Raw genomic sequence first — 15,878 nt, 5'->3', positions numbered from 1 at the left:
TTAATGATAAATATTAAAACACACTGAATACAAAAAACTGTCCGCGGACAGAAAAAGTGTCCGCAAAAACCAAGCGGACAGCGGACATAAACAAACGCAGGAGTAAAAATGCATTATTTATTGCAGTATCAAACATCAGCAGATTATCTGGAAAAACGTGTGTTGTTTCGGGCCGAACATTTGCAACTGGCCTGGTTGGCCGCAGAGCGGGGTGAGTTGGTCTTAGGTGGAGCTGTAGGAGAGCCTATCGAGAGCGCCTTGCTGTTGTTTAACGTAGCAGATCCGGCGCAGGTTCAAGCCTTTGCCGAATCCGATCCCTATGTGATCAACGGTTTAGTCAGCAGCTACCGTATAACACCATGGCATACGGTAGTGGGCGAACAAGCCGCAACACCAGTTCGCTAATTATTTTTTCAGCCACTGGCCGTTCAGCTGAATAAACTGACCGGCTTCGGTTTTTTCAATGGCTTTTTTACCCGCGATCGCTTCAACATCAGACAGTTGAATGCCATTTTTAGCCGCCAGTTTCTGATACTCGGCTTTACGGGCCTGGTTGATCAAGTCTGCAATTTCTTTGGCCTGAGCAGAGGGGCTGACCACACCTAAATAGCCATTTGGTTGCTCGCCGACCAGACCCTGAGTTTTAGCAGGACCAAGAGCCGACATGGCTTGCTGCAAATCCATCGCCAGCAAAGGCAAACTGATGGCAAACACACTTGATAGCAGTAATTTATGTACAGTTTTCATTTTGGCTCTCCTTAAAATAAACCACTGGAATCACTGATCAATTCGTCCAGTTCTTTGTCCACTTTAATCAAAATTTCATGCTGAATTTTGACATTCAGATTGATATTAATAGGCTCACTTGGCATAGCAACCTGTACTGTGGGGGTACAGGCTGCACTTAGCAGCAGTGCCAAACATAGGCTTAAGCCATGTGCCGCCCCCTTAAGGGCAGCCTTCGGCTGTGAAAATTGTCTATCCTGCCAATTTTTCATTCTTACTCCTTGCGGGCGTCTTTGGCTTTTTGAGCTGCCAGACGCTGTTGAACCCGTTTTTTTACTAACTCGCTGACCTGACCACTTAACTGCAAGCTGGTGATCATGGCCGGTAAATTTTCTTCTAAATTAATGTTCAAGTTCACAGCCCGGCCTTTTTCAAAATCCGGGTTATTGCCTTCCAGTTTAAGCGCCAGTAATAACTGGCCTTCTTTGCTATAACTCACTCCGGCCGACAACACAGTAAAATGAAAATTCTGCAGCGCCTGCACCACAATTTTCATGCCCTGATTCGACTGTGCCATAGCAATGGCTTTATCAGACTGATAGGAGATCCGGCCACCTGGTTCCAGAGCGGCCACCGAGCCCTGAGCTACCGTCAGTTTGCCTTGCTCTATGCTCAGAGGCAAAGTACCGGATATAGTTCCTTGCCCTGTCATATCGGCGCTTGGATGCTGTTTTAACAGTTCGGCTAACTGTAATTTATCCAGTTGCAGCAAGACTTTAGCATCTTTACTTAAATCAATCTTCTGCTGCGAAGCCCTCACCTGACCACCAAACAAAGCCAGTTGCAGTTGCTTCAGATCCAACTGGCCTGTTAACCAGTCTGGCGCTTTGGTTATGTATACAGCCTTAAGCTCTAAAGGCCCAAATACCAGACCATGATTGACCTGCTGCAGCTTTAAATCATCAGTCTGAACAGTCCAGGCCGCACCCTGGCTGAACAACTTTAAATTTGTGCTCAACGCAGTGAATACAGTTCTGTCGTAAATGCCACTTAAATCGCTCAACAATAGATCGGTCTGTTGTTTTGTCAAAGCCATGCTGGCCAGATCAAACTCCAGCTGGCCTTTGCCTGACAGCTTGCCCTTTTGCAATGTCAAAAGTTCAGGCCAAAATGGGCCAATTTGTAATGGATTACCAGCCAGAAAAAACAGTTCAGGCAAAGTCCAGCTCAGACTGATTTTCTGACCAGCCAGTTGCACTTTATGCTCAAGTGACAAGGACTGACTGTTCGCCAGCCGACCATCCACCTTTGCTTGCTGCTGTTGATACAAGGCTTTTCCAGCCCAGTTCCAATCCAGCGTTTTTAGCATCGCATGCTGCAGCTGTTTTACATCAAGTTTCAGTTCAGTTTGTAGTTGAGTATCTGCCAGCTGCGCCGGGTCTATCTTCAGCTGCAAAGTCTTAGCATTCAGCAGCAGTTGTTGTATCTTCAGATCAGGATGCTGATAACCGGATCTAAGCTGCAGGGGCTTAGTCGCTTCAAATTGCAGCTGATTGTTTTGCCAGACAGCTCGTCCGCTTAACTTTAAATCCAGCTCAGAGAACTGATGTTGTTGCCAATTCAACTGGCTGCTTGCAAGACTCAGTTCAAACTCTGGAATTTCTAGTTGTTCCGCTGTTGGCTGGACCAAAGCTTTCAGGGCCAGCTTTATATCACCCAGCCCCTCAATCGACACAGCTTGTTGATTGGCCAATTGCAGCTGTATCTGCTGGCTAGGCTCGCTGTAGGTTAAAGACCCTATCAGCAAACAGTCAGCATTTGCAGCACTGTTGCTCAGCTTGCTGTTTAAACGGGCACAAGGTAATGAAACTTCAATCTGTTCAAAAGCTAAAACTCCAGGTAACCACAGTGGCAAAGTGGGCAGAGTAACAACCTCTGTTTCAGGTGCTGATTCGGATTGTGTTTCAGCAGCTGTTGCCAGTTGCAAATCCAGTTGAGCTTTTAAAGATTGAGCCCGCACCAGCTCTAAAGGCCATGGCCAGCCAGTCCAGCCCAGTTCCAGTTGTTCCAGTTGCAGCTGCTGCTTGCCATAAAATGGCAGTTGTACGGAAACTTGGGCAAGACGCACTTGTCCCCATGATAAATCAAGTCCTTGCCACTTGGGGTTCAGTTGGTTCCACCAGTACTGCAACTGGATAAAAGCAAACACAATGCCTGCCAGCAGCAACAGCAGCAGGTTCCACTTTAACCAGGATCTTGATTTTTTTACGCCAGAACCAGCCTTTGCCACATCATCCCCTTTTTGCTTACTTAAACTTTAAGCCCTTAGGCTGAATCGTCAGTGAATTCAATTTGCTAGTCTGGCGCTAAAGTCAGACACTAACCAGTACTTTTGAGCCTGTCTCCATGGCATTGTATCGTTTTGTTACATAGTTGTAGCTTTTTACCTTGCAGTAAACGTGTTTTAATCGTGCCATTTTAAAGGAGGGACCAATGAAAAAATCTAAACTGGCCTTTGCCATAGCTTTTGCTATTACCTTAACTGCCTGTGGCAGTCAGATCCAAACCAACTTACCTGCTGGCGTCAAATTAATCGAACAATCTGAACCCCAGCAAGGCATTCATATTCCGTATAAAAAGTATCAGCTGGATAATGGTTTAACTTTAATAGTTCATGAAGATCATTCAGATCCACTGGTGCATGTAGACGTGACTTATCATGTAGGTTCAGCCCGCGAAGAGTTAGGTAAATCTGGTTTTGCGCACTTTTTTGAGCATATGATGTTTCAGGGTTCTGAAAACGTCGGTGATGAGGAACACTTCCGGATCATCACAGAAGCAGGTGGTACATTAAACGGTACTACTAACTCCGACCGCACCAATTATTTTGAAACTGTGCCTGTCAATCAGGTAGAAAAAATGCTCTGGCTAGAGGCTGATCGCATGGGTTTTTTGCTGGACGCCGTCACAGAGAAGAAGTTTGAAGTACAACGCGAGACAGTGAAAAACGAACGAGGCCAGCGTATAGATAATCAGCCTTATGGCCGCTTAGGTGAACGCGTGGCTCAGGCTTTGTATCCGGATGGTCACCCTTATTCCTGGCCTGTAATAGGCTACATGGACGATTTAAACCGCGCCAACGTCAATGACGTAAAAGCCTTTTTCCTACGTTGGTATGGCCCAAACAACGCGACTTTAACTATTGGTGGCGCTGTTAAAGCCGAAGAAATCTTACCTTTAGTACAAAAGTATTTTGGCTCTATTCCGCGTGGCCCTGAAGTCACAGCCGCGGCCAAAGTTGCGGTAAAACTGCCAGAAACCCGTTATATCTCAATGGAAGACAATGTCCATTTACCGCTGCTGTATATCACTTATCCGACCGCTTACGCCAACCATAAAGACGAAGCGGCTTTGGATATTTTGTCGGAAATTTTAGGTGGCGGTAATAACTCACTGCTGTATAAAAACCTGGTGAAAAACCAGGTGGCTGTGCAAGCTGCAGTAACCCACCCTTGCCGTGAACTGGCTTGTGACTTTTCGTTATATGCCTTGCCAAATCCAGCTTCAGGTAAAAACCTGGCCGATATAGAACAAATTATCCGCGCCAGTCTGACTGAATTTGAACAACGGGGTGTCACAGACGACGACCTGTTAAAAGTAAAAGCAAAAATTGAAGCTGGCAGTATTTTTGGCTTGCAAAGTGTTGCCGGTAAAGTGAGTCAACTGGCCGCCAGCGAAACCTTTTTAGGTAAACCTGACACTATTGGCGACGATATAGCCCGTTATAACGCTGTCACCAAAGACGATGTGATGCGGGTGTACAACACTTACATCAAAAATCAGCACTCTGTGGTGATGAGCGTCGTGCCAAGAGGTCAAACCCAGCTGATTGCCAGAGCGGATAATTTTAAGCCGGTGCAACATGATTTTGGTGGCCCTTCAACCACTAAAGCAGAAGATCTGCAGGTGCGTAAAGCGACAGACAATTTTGACCGCAGCAAACAGCCGGTTGCAGGCGTGAATCCAGCTGTTGAATTACCTGCTACCTGGACTACAGATCTGGGGAACGGCATTCAAGTGCTGGGCAGCCAAAGTACAGAAACCCCAACCACCTCTTTGTTGCTGAAAATTCCTGTCGGCAGTTACTACGAAACCGCAGATAAAGCAGGTGTATCAGCTTTACTGGCAGCACTCTTGAATGAAAGCACGCAAAATTACAGCACAGAGCAAATGAGCCTTGAGCTGGAAAAACTGGGTAGCAGCATCAGCATCAGCAGTGGTGACAGCTACATTGATGTCTTTGTTTCCAGCCTAAGTAAAAACCTGCCAAAAACCTTAGTATTACTGGAAGAAAAACTACGTAATCCGGGTTTTAAAGCTGAAGACTTCAGTCGCCTGCAACAACAAACCCTGCAAGGTATTCAGCACAGCGCCACTAACCCTGGTTACATTGCAGCAACGGCGTACAACAAAATGATGTTCGACGGCAGTATTGCAGCAGTGCCAAACGAGGGAACTCTGGAGTCTGTCAGTAAGCTGACGCTGGATGATGTGAAGAACTGGCACCAAACCTACTTCAAACCAGCTGGCGGTCAGTTGATTGTAGTTTCTGATCTGCCTCAGGACACTGTAGCGACAGAGCTGAAAAATCAGTTGGCAGACTGGCAAGGTAAAGGCCCGTCGATACAGGTTAACACCGGTAAAATGAAAGCTCAGCCGGGCACTATCTATCTGTTGGATAAACCCGATGCGCCTCAGTCTGAAATCCGTATTGGTAAGCGTTCACTAACACAGGACATCACGGGTGAGTTTTATCAGGCAAGCTTAATGAATTTTGTCTTAGGTGGCACTTTTAACAGCCGTATTAACCTGAATCTGCGTGAAGACAAGGGCTACACTTATGGTGCCCGTGCCAGCTTTATTGCGGATAAGTTCGCGGGTACTTACACCGCCTCTGCAGCAGTACGAGCTGATGCAACTGTCGATTCTATCCGTCAGTTTATCAACGAAATTGACACTTTCAGGCAAAATGGTATCAAAGATGACGAACTGGCCTTTATGCGCCTGGCCATCAATCAATCGGATGCACTGAAATATGAAACCCCTAATGCCAAGTTAGGTTTTATGGCGCAAATTCTGGAGTTTAATTTAACGCCGGATTTTGTCCGTGAACGTAATCAAATTGTGTCCAGTATCAGTAAAGAACAAGTGAATGCTTTGGCAGCCAAACACCTGGATACCAAAGAGATGATCATACTGGTAGTCGGAGATGCAAAACGCTTAACAACTGAATTGGAAACACTGGGTTATCCGGTGCAACAAATCAGCATGTAAAACCTCTTATCCTGATAAGGCCGCTTTGGGGCGGTCTTATCAGGAGCAAGTTTCGACATATAATTCCATTTTATTCCCTGCCCTTTGCCGCTGTAATGCCTTAACATTCCCACTATTTGGTTACAATTTTCTACCATAATTTGATAGGTGAAAGCATTTTTGCTCGCTACACTATGGCTGCAGTTTTTCTGCTGATTAAAGCTTAAAAGTCTCTGGAAAAGCAGTTTCTGGCTAGAAAATCCGGGATCCACAGCTTCATTTTTCTTAAATTTTTATTAATTTATGACTAATCGTCACAAATTCAAAAAAAACGTGGCAAACTAGCCTGCCGACTAAAGGTGTGAGTAATACATTAGATCAACACAAGGATCTGAAATTAACCTGTAGATGGTTCTAATCCGAAAGTGCAGCAAAGACGTACTCTGAACGCTGAACCTTTTGGCTCCTTATTAACTTTTTAATCTGGTCACTGCTATGAAAAGATTTAAATCCATTTTATTTGCCGTTCTGGGCCTGCTTTGTGTGTTTATGGTACTTGCAGGGGTCAAAGGTGGCCAGATTGCAGCCATGATCGAATCTGGCGAAACCTTTGTGCCGCCACCTGAATACGTCAGTACTTTTAGCGTGGAACAACAAAGCTGGCCTAATACCTACAATGCCATAGGCACTGTGCTGGCCGACGAAGGTATTGTGATTGCCGCCGAAGTACCGGGCCGGGTAAAGAAAATCAGTTTCAGCAATGGTCAGCAAGTCACAGCAGGTACAGTGCTGATTGAACAGGAAGCCACTAATGAGCAAGCTCAGTTGCGCTCAGCTGAAGCCAGTTTAAAGTTAGCTAAAACAAGTTATGACCGTTTGGTGCAGTTACGCCGCACTAATATCGCTACTCAAAGTGAGTTAGACAACGCCAAACAACAACTCGACAGCGCCTCTGCTCAAGTGGACAACTTAAGAGCCACTTTGCAGAAAAAAGTGATTCGTGCACCTTTTGATGGCCGCATTGGTATTCGTCAGGTGGATTTAGGCACTGATTTACAAACTGGCACAGCCATTGTGTCGTTGCAGGCCACCAATAAAGTGCGGGTAAACTTCCCTGTGCCACAAAACTGGCTGTCGCAAATTACCAAGGGTTTACCTGTTGAAGTGTCTGTAGGCGAAGGCGCTGTGGTAGTCAAAGGTGAAATCAGTGCTATTGGTGCTGAAATTAATACCAGTACCCGTAATGTCATAGTGCAGTCAGTTTTAGACAACAGCACTGATGTGTTGATCCCAGGCATGGCCGTCTCTGCCACTGTCACCTTAACCGAGCCTCATCAGTTATTGGTGGTGCCAAGCACAGCCATTATTTACGCCCCTTTTGGTGACACTGTATTTGTGGTCGAAAAAGATGACAAAGGTGGCTTAAAAGCTCGTCAGCAATTTATTCGTTTAGGCAAAGCCCGAGGCGATTTTGTTGAAATAATTGATGGCTTAAAAGCCGGCGATCAGGTGGTAAGTGCAGGAGCATTTAAGTTGTTTAATGGTCAGTCTGTGGTACTGAGTAAAACTCAGCCACCAGAATTTAAAGCTGCACCAACACCAGCTGATACCTGATATGTGGCCTCACATCCTAAATCATTGATCACCAGCCATTAACAATGAGCAGATTATGAACTTTACCGATATTTTTATTAAAAAGCCTGTGCTGGCCATAGTGGTCAGCCTGCTGATATTGCTGGCTGGTTTCCAGTCGATGAGCAATATGACGGTACGACAGTACCCACGTTCAGATATAGCTGTGATAAAAATTACCACAGCTTATATAGGCGCCAACGCTGATTTAGTCCGTGGTTTTATTACCACGCCTATAGAAAGGGCTATCGCCTCAGCTGGTGGCATCGACTACATCGAATCCCAAAGCACCATGGGTGTTTCTACTGTTATAGCCCACTTGCACCTGAACTATGATCCACTCAAAGCCATGACGGAAATCAGCGCTAAAGTGAATCAGGTGCGTGGTGATTTGCCGCCAGAAGCCGAAGTACCAGCTATTGCCATTGAAGCAGCAGACAGTGAGTTTGCAGCAGCTTATTTAAGCTTCAGCTCGGATATTCTGGAGCAAAACCAGATCACAGAGTTTTTAAGCCGCTCTGTCCAGCCGCGTTTAATTGCCATCAGCGGTGTACAAAAAGCCGATATTTTAGGTGGCCGTACTTTTGCGATGAGGGTCTGGTTAAAACCAGAGCGTATGGCGGCTTTAGGCATCACAGCTTCGGATGTACGCGCAGCACTTACCGATAACAATGTGCAGGCTACTATAGGCCAGACCCGCGGCGCTTACACTCAGGTGAATTTACGCGCCAACACAGATATGAAAGGTGTGGACGAATTTAAACGTATGATTTTACGTCAGAATAGCGACGGTATAGTGCGTTTATCTGATGTTGCCGACGTTGTACTTGGGGCCGACGACTACAACGTTGATGTGAATTATTCTGGTGAAACCGCCGTCTTTATGGGGGTATTTGTTGCGCCTAATGCCAACTCGCTGGATGTGATTAAAGCTGTTACCAAAGAGATGGAAGCAATCCGGGCTGAACTGCCAGGTGGTTTAACAGGCGAAGTCTCTTATGACGCCACTAAATATATTGAAGCCGCCATAGACGATGTAGTGAAAACACTGGCCGAAACCCTGCTGATTATCGTAGTGGTGATTTTCCTGTTTTTAGGCTTCAGCCGCTCAGTGCTGATTCCTATCATCGCTATTCCGCTGTCGCTGATTGGTGCCATGTTTATTATGAAAGTTTTTGGCTTTTCCTTAAACCTGCTGACCTTATTGTCGATAGTGCTTTCTGTAGGTCTGGTGGTCGATGATGCCATAGTTATGGTGGAAAACATTGAACGCCATATCCAAAATGGTCTGAAACCATTTAAAGCAGCTTTAGTGGCAGCCCGTGAACTAGGTGGCCCTATTATTGCGATGACAGTGACGCTGATTTCGGTTTATGTGCCTATAGGTTTACAAGGCGGTTTAACAGGTACTTTATTCCGCGAATTTGCTATTACCCTCGCGGGTGCTGTGACTATTTCTGCAGTAGTGGCTATTACGCTGTCGCCCATGATGGCGTCGCGCATGTTAAAGCCTCATACCAACAACAGAGCGCCACTGGATGGTATTTTCAATAAATTCCAGGGCTTTTACAGCCGCAAACTCGAAAGCAGTTTAAACAACAGAACAGGGGTTTATGTATTCTGGGTTGGCATTATGTTGCTCTGTGTACCTTTGTACAGCATGTCACCCAAAGAGCTGGCTCCTATGGAAGATCAGGGCGTTATTTTTGGTATTGTCGACTCTCCAGCCAACTCTACTGTTGATCAGTCGTCTTATTACGGCAAATACGTCAACGAAGCTTTTATGTCTGTGCCAGAAACCGACTTCACCTTCCAAATCACGTTCCCGACTGGTGGTTTTGGTGGCATGGTCACCAAACCCTGGGCTGAACGTGAACGCACTGTGTTTGAAATGTTGCCTGAAGTACAACAAAAACTGGCGGAAATTTCAGGGGTACGGATATTACCTATTACCCCCGCTGCCCTGCCAGGCGGTGGTAGCTTCCCTGTTGAATTTGTGATTGCATCTACTGCAGATTCAAAAGAAATTTACGACTATGCGCTGAAGCTTGAGCAAGTGATGCGTGAAAGCGGTATGTTTCCATTCCAATTGATTGATATGAAAGTGGATCAGCCCGAGTATCAGCTGAATATCGACCGCGATAAAGTGGCCGATTTAGGCTTGAATATGCGGGATGTAGTGCAGGATCTGGGCACTTTATTGGGTGGCGGTTACGTCAACCGCTTTAATATGTCAGGCCAAAGCTACAAAGTGATACCACAAGTAAAACGTCTGGAACGTTTAACACCTGATGATTTAACTAACCTCTATATCAAAGGCCCTGAAGGTCAGATGATCAGAGTCGATCAAATCGCCAGCCTGAGCCACAGCACAGTGCCGCGTAGCATTAATCGTATGCAGCAGTTAAACGCAGTGAAAATCAGCGGTGTGACGATAAAGCCGCTGGATGAAACATTAACCTTCCTTGAAACTGAAGCGAAGAAGTTATTGCCAAGTGGTTATTCTATTGATTACACAGGTGAATCGCGCCAGTTAAAACGTGAAGGCAATACCTTCCTGCCAGCCTTTACGCTGGCTGTGACTATGATATTCCTGGTGCTGGCCGCTCAATACAACAGCTTCCGCGATCCTATCGTCATTCTGCTCGGTTCAGTGCCGCTGGCGCTCTTTGGTGCTCTGGTCTTTACCTTCCTGAAGATCCCGGCGCCAATGCCATTTTTCACTGACGCTTTTACCAGTACGCTCAATATCTATTCACAGGTGGGTTTAGTCACATTGGTGGGTTTGATAGCGCGGAACGGTATTCTGGTGGTGGAATTTGCCAACAAGCTGCAGGAGCAAGGCAGAACCAAACTGGAAGCCATTCGTGAGGCTTCTGTACTGCGTTTACGCCCTGTAGTCATGACCAGCTTCGCCACTATTGCCGGCCACACGCCGCTGATATTCGCTGAAGGTGCAGGCGCTGAGGCCAGAAATTCGATTGGTATAGTGCTGGTACTGGGCATGACCATAGGTACCTTTATGACTCTCTTCGTTTTACCTTCGGTTTATATGCTGATTGCTAAAGATCACAGCCATGACAAAGTCATGCTCGAAGATGATGAAGAAGAACATCAGGTGAAACCAGCCTGACCACTGCGGGTTGAACGAAGGGCTAACTCAGGTTAGCCCTTTTTTATGGATACCAGCCTGTAACAGACTGGCTCAATGAGTTGGCAAACTACAAAATAGCTTCGTTTGTAAACTCGTCCTGCTGATATTTTGATTTAAAGGACTCAGTGACATCCTGTAACTGCCCGTGATGCAGCCGCAAGATACGTTGAGCTTTCACTATGGTTTGTGGTCTGTGAGCAATAATGATGCGGGTAATTTTCAGTTGGCTGATCGCCTGATTCACCTGATGTTCAAGCTGCACATCCAAATGACTGGTGGCTTCATCCATAAACAGAATTTTGGGTTGACGATACAAAGCCCGTGCTAAGAACAGACGTTGTTTTTGACCGCCAGATAAACTGTTACCCATGTCGCCAATCAGACTGTTATAGCCCATAGGCATTGCGGATATATCCTGATCGATACCGGCTAACCTGGCGCATGCAATCACCTGCTGCATATCCACCTGACTGTCGAAAAAGCTGATGTTTTCAGCCAAAGTACCAGACATTAACTGATCATCCTGCATCACAGCTGCAATCTGACTGCGATAAAAACGTAAACCAGACTGTCGGACATCAACGCCATCAGCTTCAACCTTGCCACTTTCGGCAGGCATTAAGCCTAACATCAACTTTAACAGGCTCGATTTACCGCAGCCTGAGGGGCCAATAATAGCCACATTCTCTCCAGCCTGAACATCCAGCTCCAGTTCGTTAAAGAGTAAAGGTTCGGTATTGGCGTACCTAAAGCTGACGTTTTTTAAACTAAGCTGCCCAGTGAGTTCATTCGCAGCTACTCCAGTCCCTTCATCTTCTTTATCGGTTAATGCAATATCTGCTAATCGCTCTAAATGTAATTTAGTCATTTTGATCTGCACCACTAAAGAGATCAAAGCAGACATCCGGCCGGTAAACTGACTTTTATATGCCATAAAAGCAAAGAGCATACCTACAGTCATGGAGCCGTCCAGCACAGCATGAGCGGCCAGATAGATCACCAGAATACCTTCAATACCAAACAGTAACTGGTTCACAGTGCTGGCACTGATGCCCCACTTCGCCAGACGGTAACCAGAGTTGATGGCTTCAACATGAGTGTTTTGCCAGATACTTAATCTCTGGCTCTGCTGACCAAACAACTTAATAGTACGGACAGCCCTGATACTTTCCATAAACACGCTGTCTTCTTTGGCGCCTGCAACTATGCTCTGCTCAGTTAACTGACGCATCGGCCAGTAAAACATCCAACGGAAAAAAGCATAAAGAACCACAGCACAGACCACGACCAGACTGAGCTGTGGGCTATACAAATACATCATGGCAAATACAGCTATCACCATAATGCCATCAAGTAAGCCTTCCACTAAACTACTGGTCAACAAAGACTGCACTGCTGACAAGGCTCCAAAACGGGAGGTGATATCCCCCATATGTCTATTTTCAAAATAAGGGACGGGCAAGTGTAATAAATGCCTGAACAGGTTAGTCACCATTTGCATATTCATCATGGTGCCCAAGTGCAGAGCTATCCAACTTCGCAGCACTTTAATAATGATTTGTATCAACATGATCAAACCAAAACCCAGGGCCAGTACCACAAGCAGCGGTTTATCCTGACTAACCAGTACGTCGTCCACCACCAACTGGGTGTAATAAGGAGAGGCCAAAGCAAAAAGCTGCAAGACCAACGACAGCACAAAAAGCTTCAACAAAGCAGGAGCAAGGCCCTGCACCTTAGACCAGAATGACGTCAGACTTAGTTTTACTCTTTCATCAACTGTTTTGAACTCACCAGTCGGAGTCAGCTCCAAAGCCACTCCGGTAAAAGCTTTGTCCACATCTTTCATCGATAAACGCCGCTCTCCCATAGCAGGATCAAGGATAGTAATACCATTGCGATGCACCTGTTTCAAAACCACAAAGTGGTTCATTTCCCAGTGCAAAATACAAGGGGTTTGTAGTTTATGCAGCTCCTCTGGTTCAAGCCGCAAAGCCCTGCCAGCAAGACCCAGTTGATTCGCCAACACCACCAATTGCTGCAGGCTGGCTCCTTTTAATGACACGCTGTAGCGACTACGTAACAAAGTTAAATCTATCTTGTGTCCATGGAAGTTAGCCAGCATAGCAATACAGGCCAAACCACACTCAGCCGCTTCGGACTGGTAAGTGATCGATAATTTTTTATAGTTCATCAGCTCTATTCAGCTCTGTCATCGGAAATAAATTGTTAAAACAGCGATAGTATTGCTTACCGCATGCAGGAAAATTGCTGGATACACCGAGTTTGCTTTTTCTCTCGCCCAGCCATACAGCAGCGCAGATACAAAAACGAATATCAGGCCATAACTGTACTGAAGATGCATCAAGGTAAAGGGCAGTGCCACAATCAAAATTCGCGGCCATATATAAGGTAAAAAACTTTTTAGTTTTGTCTGTAAATAGCCGCGAAACAATAGCTCTTCTGCTACAGGAGCTAACACCGCAGACATAATCAATGAGATCATCAAATGATCTACAACTGTGACTGATGTCTCTGCCCTGTACACATCTATTGTAACGGGAGAAACAATACTGAGTGTTAAATAGAAGGCAAACTGTATGATGTAGGTTATTAGCAGCAACACCAGCCAATACAACCATTTCTCGTTTGGATTAAAACGTAAAGCCGTATTTAATCTGAACTGGTGAACATTAAATCCTGACAAAGAAAAGACACCAAAAATCACAGTAACAAAGAAATACAAAGTTACACAGCCTCTGAAATCAAACCACTGTCTATCATGACTATCGACACTCTGAGAGCATAACAAAGCGACTGCGACCACCAACATAAAAAAAGCTGTTATTGAAGCTAAAGATGTCAATCGTGACGACGAAGCGAATCGAAGCTGATTCATGTCTTTCAATCTAAAAAGTGTGCTGTAACTCTGATACTGACTATATAAGAAAAACAGCCCAATCAGAGCTATTAGTGGATACAAAACGACTTTCATCTGTAGTAGTAATGCTTCCTGCTGAGCAGAGTCAACATTTATATTCAGGTCGGAATATATATAATAATAGAAAAGCTGAATTGTCTGAGCAACTGGTTCCACCCGAAACAAACAAAACACAACCAGCACCACTGCAATCATTGGAGGGCAGAGAAATTTAGTCTTTAACAAGTGAATTATCCTTGCAACCAAAACCGGCCACCCCCCAGTAGCTTACATTAAACTTGCCACAGACCACGAGCGCGCGTTCTGCATTCAATTTTATAAAAACCTTGATAATTAATGGCTTCGTGTAAGAAGCGACAGAAAGAAAAAAAATAAAACAGAATAAAAACCTTATAAAATTATTCATTGTCACCTCGTAGCTAAATTTAATATCAAAGAAAAAATACAGAATTGTACGTGCCATGCATGACCATACATGGATAAACAGAGCCACTTACTATTCCTGCATAACCTATCATGCTTGAGACTGTAAAAACTTCAAAAAGGAAAGGCGACGAGTAGTTATAGTGGAACGCAGTAAATAACATAGAAGAAAACACAACACAAAAGTGTTTATTCAACATCCTATCCAATAAGTAGCGTATCAGATAGCCTCTAAAAAAGATTTCCTCGCATGCGGGAACTATCAAACAAACGAAAAAAAATGCTAGAAATATTTTATAAGTGTCACTTTCCAGAAGTCTATCATCTACAAATAATCTTGAAATAGAAGTACCGCCGAATAGACACCTTAAAAAATCATATAGTGAAAAATACAAAAACACGCAACCAACACATAAAGAAAAGCATTTAAATGATACTACTTCAAACCCCAATATATGTCCGCAGCGATTCCTGTTGGAAATACAAATGCACAATACCAGAATAAATGTCACGATCAACTTTATAAGGCTTGAGACAAAGTCGAAATCGCCACTCCCTCTTAAAGAAACATACTCATGCAGATATATTGACTTATAAAAAAACAAAAAAGAATTATAAACAACATCAAATAGAAAAAAATAACCAATGACAATCAATGCAACACCAGTAATACCTGATCCTATTTCATAGGAAACTCTTTCATTTATCATATCAACACCGATATCGCATTATCACTGGAACAGTAAAAAATCAGTAATAATGCTGTATATACCTACAAAGGACCGCCAGTCATCATGCCACGATCTACTGCAGCTCTTAGTTCATCCGCACTTGGTAATGGTTGGGATGCAACATCCCTTATATATTCAGAATAGTTAAATTCCCACACCGGAAAATTATAATTAAATGGCCCAAAGCTCCCAAAACAACAATCTATAGTTATATAATTATCATAACAATAACTCGTCCCGTCAGAGTTATTATCAGTTCCATAATTATTTCAGTCACCTGAAGATTTTTTATGTATTAGCGCCAGCACACTGTACGTGACTCAGCATTTCCATACTTATTTCTTGCATATTAAATTCATCCTTACGTCTACCAGATCAAAAAATAAAAACAACCAGCTAAACTAAATAGCCTCCTTTTCATTGAAGCAATGCCAAGCCTATATAAATCACATATAACATCAGTTACATCATAATAAGAAACTGCAGCTTTCAAAGCTGAAATTGTTGCACTGCCAGTTGCACAAACCACATTTAGTATGTACAGACCAACATCATTCAGATTTATTTTCATTCCACTGGAACACTGAAGGTCAGGTATTCCCCTACGCCATAAAAATACTGCAAAACAAATTATCCAAAAGCACAATAGCCCCAGAAAGTAAGGGCAGTCTCATCTTCCCTGTTAGTACGCCATAACGCATCTAACTCTATGCTCGAAGCGAGACCTGCCCTCCTTTGACTCAAGTCACTCAAACTCAGGGGCACAGGGCAGCAGGGAAATATCGCGAACGCTTTTTGAACAACTTTAGCTCGTTGTTTGAGTGTTTTATGGGCGTAATTTGCATGTTTAGCCTTGTCTTCCGGGTCAGCCTGATCGATTGCCAAACAAGATAAATAAAAAAGGAACACTCACGTTCTCACCCTGGACCTAACCAAACTTCCGTGTAAACAACTGAGA

At 44.5% G+C, this 15,878-nt stretch carries 10 protein-coding genes; 4 read left to right on the top strand and 6 right to left on the bottom strand.

Features of this window, described 5'->3' with window-relative positions; genetic code table 11:
* Positions 1-108 precede the first annotated feature (108 nt).
* Positions 109-405 carry a YciI-like protein gene (locus RHEIN_RS03265; RefSeq protein WP_008897547.1) on the top strand — a complete coding sequence of 99 codons (297 nt, stop codon included), beginning with the start codon at positions 109-111 and terminating at the stop codon, positions 403-405.
* Here RHEIN_RS03265 and RHEIN_RS03260 read toward each other — a convergent pair whose 3' ends face one another.
* The 3 genes from RHEIN_RS03260 to RHEIN_RS03250 are packed head-to-tail and all read right to left on the bottom strand — an operon-like array spanning position 406 to position 3,016.
* Positions 406-747: a YdbL family protein gene (locus tag RHEIN_RS03260; protein ID WP_008897546.1), complete on the bottom strand. Its 342-nt coding sequence runs from the start codon at positions 745-747 to the stop codon at positions 406-408.
* A gap of 11 nt (positions 748-758) precedes the next feature.
* Positions 759-998 (bottom strand): YnbE family lipoprotein, encoded by a 240-nt coding sequence (locus tag RHEIN_RS03255; protein ID WP_008897545.1) that lies wholly within the window; start codon positions 996-998, stop codon positions 759-761.
* A gap of 2 nt (positions 999-1,000) precedes the next feature.
* Positions 1,001-3,016, bottom strand: a complete 2,016-nt coding sequence (locus tag RHEIN_RS03250; protein ID WP_008897544.1) for a YdbH domain-containing protein — start codon at positions 3,014-3,016, stop codon at positions 1,001-1,003.
* A 203-nt stretch (positions 3,017-3,219) separates the two neighbouring features.
* Here RHEIN_RS03250 and RHEIN_RS03245 point away from each other — a divergent pair, with 203 nt between their 5' ends.
* The 3 genes from RHEIN_RS03245 (at position 3,220) to RHEIN_RS03235 (ending at position 10,804) form a co-directional block, all read left to right on the top strand.
* Positions 3,220-6,060: a M16 family metallopeptidase gene (locus RHEIN_RS03245; protein WP_008897543.1), complete on the top strand. Its 2,841-nt coding sequence runs from the start codon at positions 3,220-3,222 to the stop codon at positions 6,058-6,060.
* Between the two features lie 474 nt (positions 6,061-6,534).
* Complete coding sequence (locus tag RHEIN_RS03240; RefSeq protein WP_008897542.1) at positions 6,535-7,653, top strand: efflux RND transporter periplasmic adaptor subunit; 1,119 nt, start codon at positions 6,535-6,537, stop codon at positions 7,651-7,653.
* A 55-nt stretch (positions 7,654-7,708) separates the two neighbouring features.
* A complete protein-coding gene (locus RHEIN_RS03235) occupies positions 7,709-10,804 on the top strand; it encodes an efflux RND transporter permease subunit (protein ID WP_008897541.1) in 3,096 nt (1,031 codons plus the stop codon).
* 88 nt (positions 10,805-10,892) lie between these two features.
* Here RHEIN_RS03235 and RHEIN_RS03230 read toward each other — a convergent pair whose 3' ends face one another.
* The 3 genes from RHEIN_RS03230 to RHEIN_RS21430 form a co-directional block, all read right to left on the bottom strand.
* A complete protein-coding gene (locus RHEIN_RS03230; protein ID WP_008897540.1) occupies positions 10,893-13,019 on the bottom strand; it encodes a peptidase domain-containing ABC transporter in 2,127 nt (708 codons plus the stop codon).
* Positions 13,020-13,037: 18 nt separating this feature from the next.
* Positions 13,038-13,991, bottom strand: coding sequence for a CPBP family intramembrane glutamic endopeptidase (locus RHEIN_RS03225; protein ID WP_139056394.1), 954 nt, complete (start codon positions 13,989-13,991; stop codon positions 13,038-13,040).
* A gap of 206 nt (positions 13,992-14,197) precedes the next feature.
* Positions 14,198-14,899, bottom strand: a complete 702-nt coding sequence (locus RHEIN_RS21430; RefSeq protein WP_008897537.1) for a CPBP family intramembrane glutamic endopeptidase — start codon at positions 14,897-14,899, stop codon at positions 14,198-14,200.
* Positions 14,900-15,878 lie beyond the last annotated feature (979 nt).

This window comes from Rheinheimera sp. A13L (genome assembly GCF_000217935.1).
Lineage (GTDB): Bacteria > Pseudomonadota > Gammaproteobacteria > Enterobacterales > Alteromonadaceae > Pararheinheimera.
Note: the sequence above shows the minus strand (reverse complement) of the source record. Positions and strands in the feature narration are given on the sequence as shown.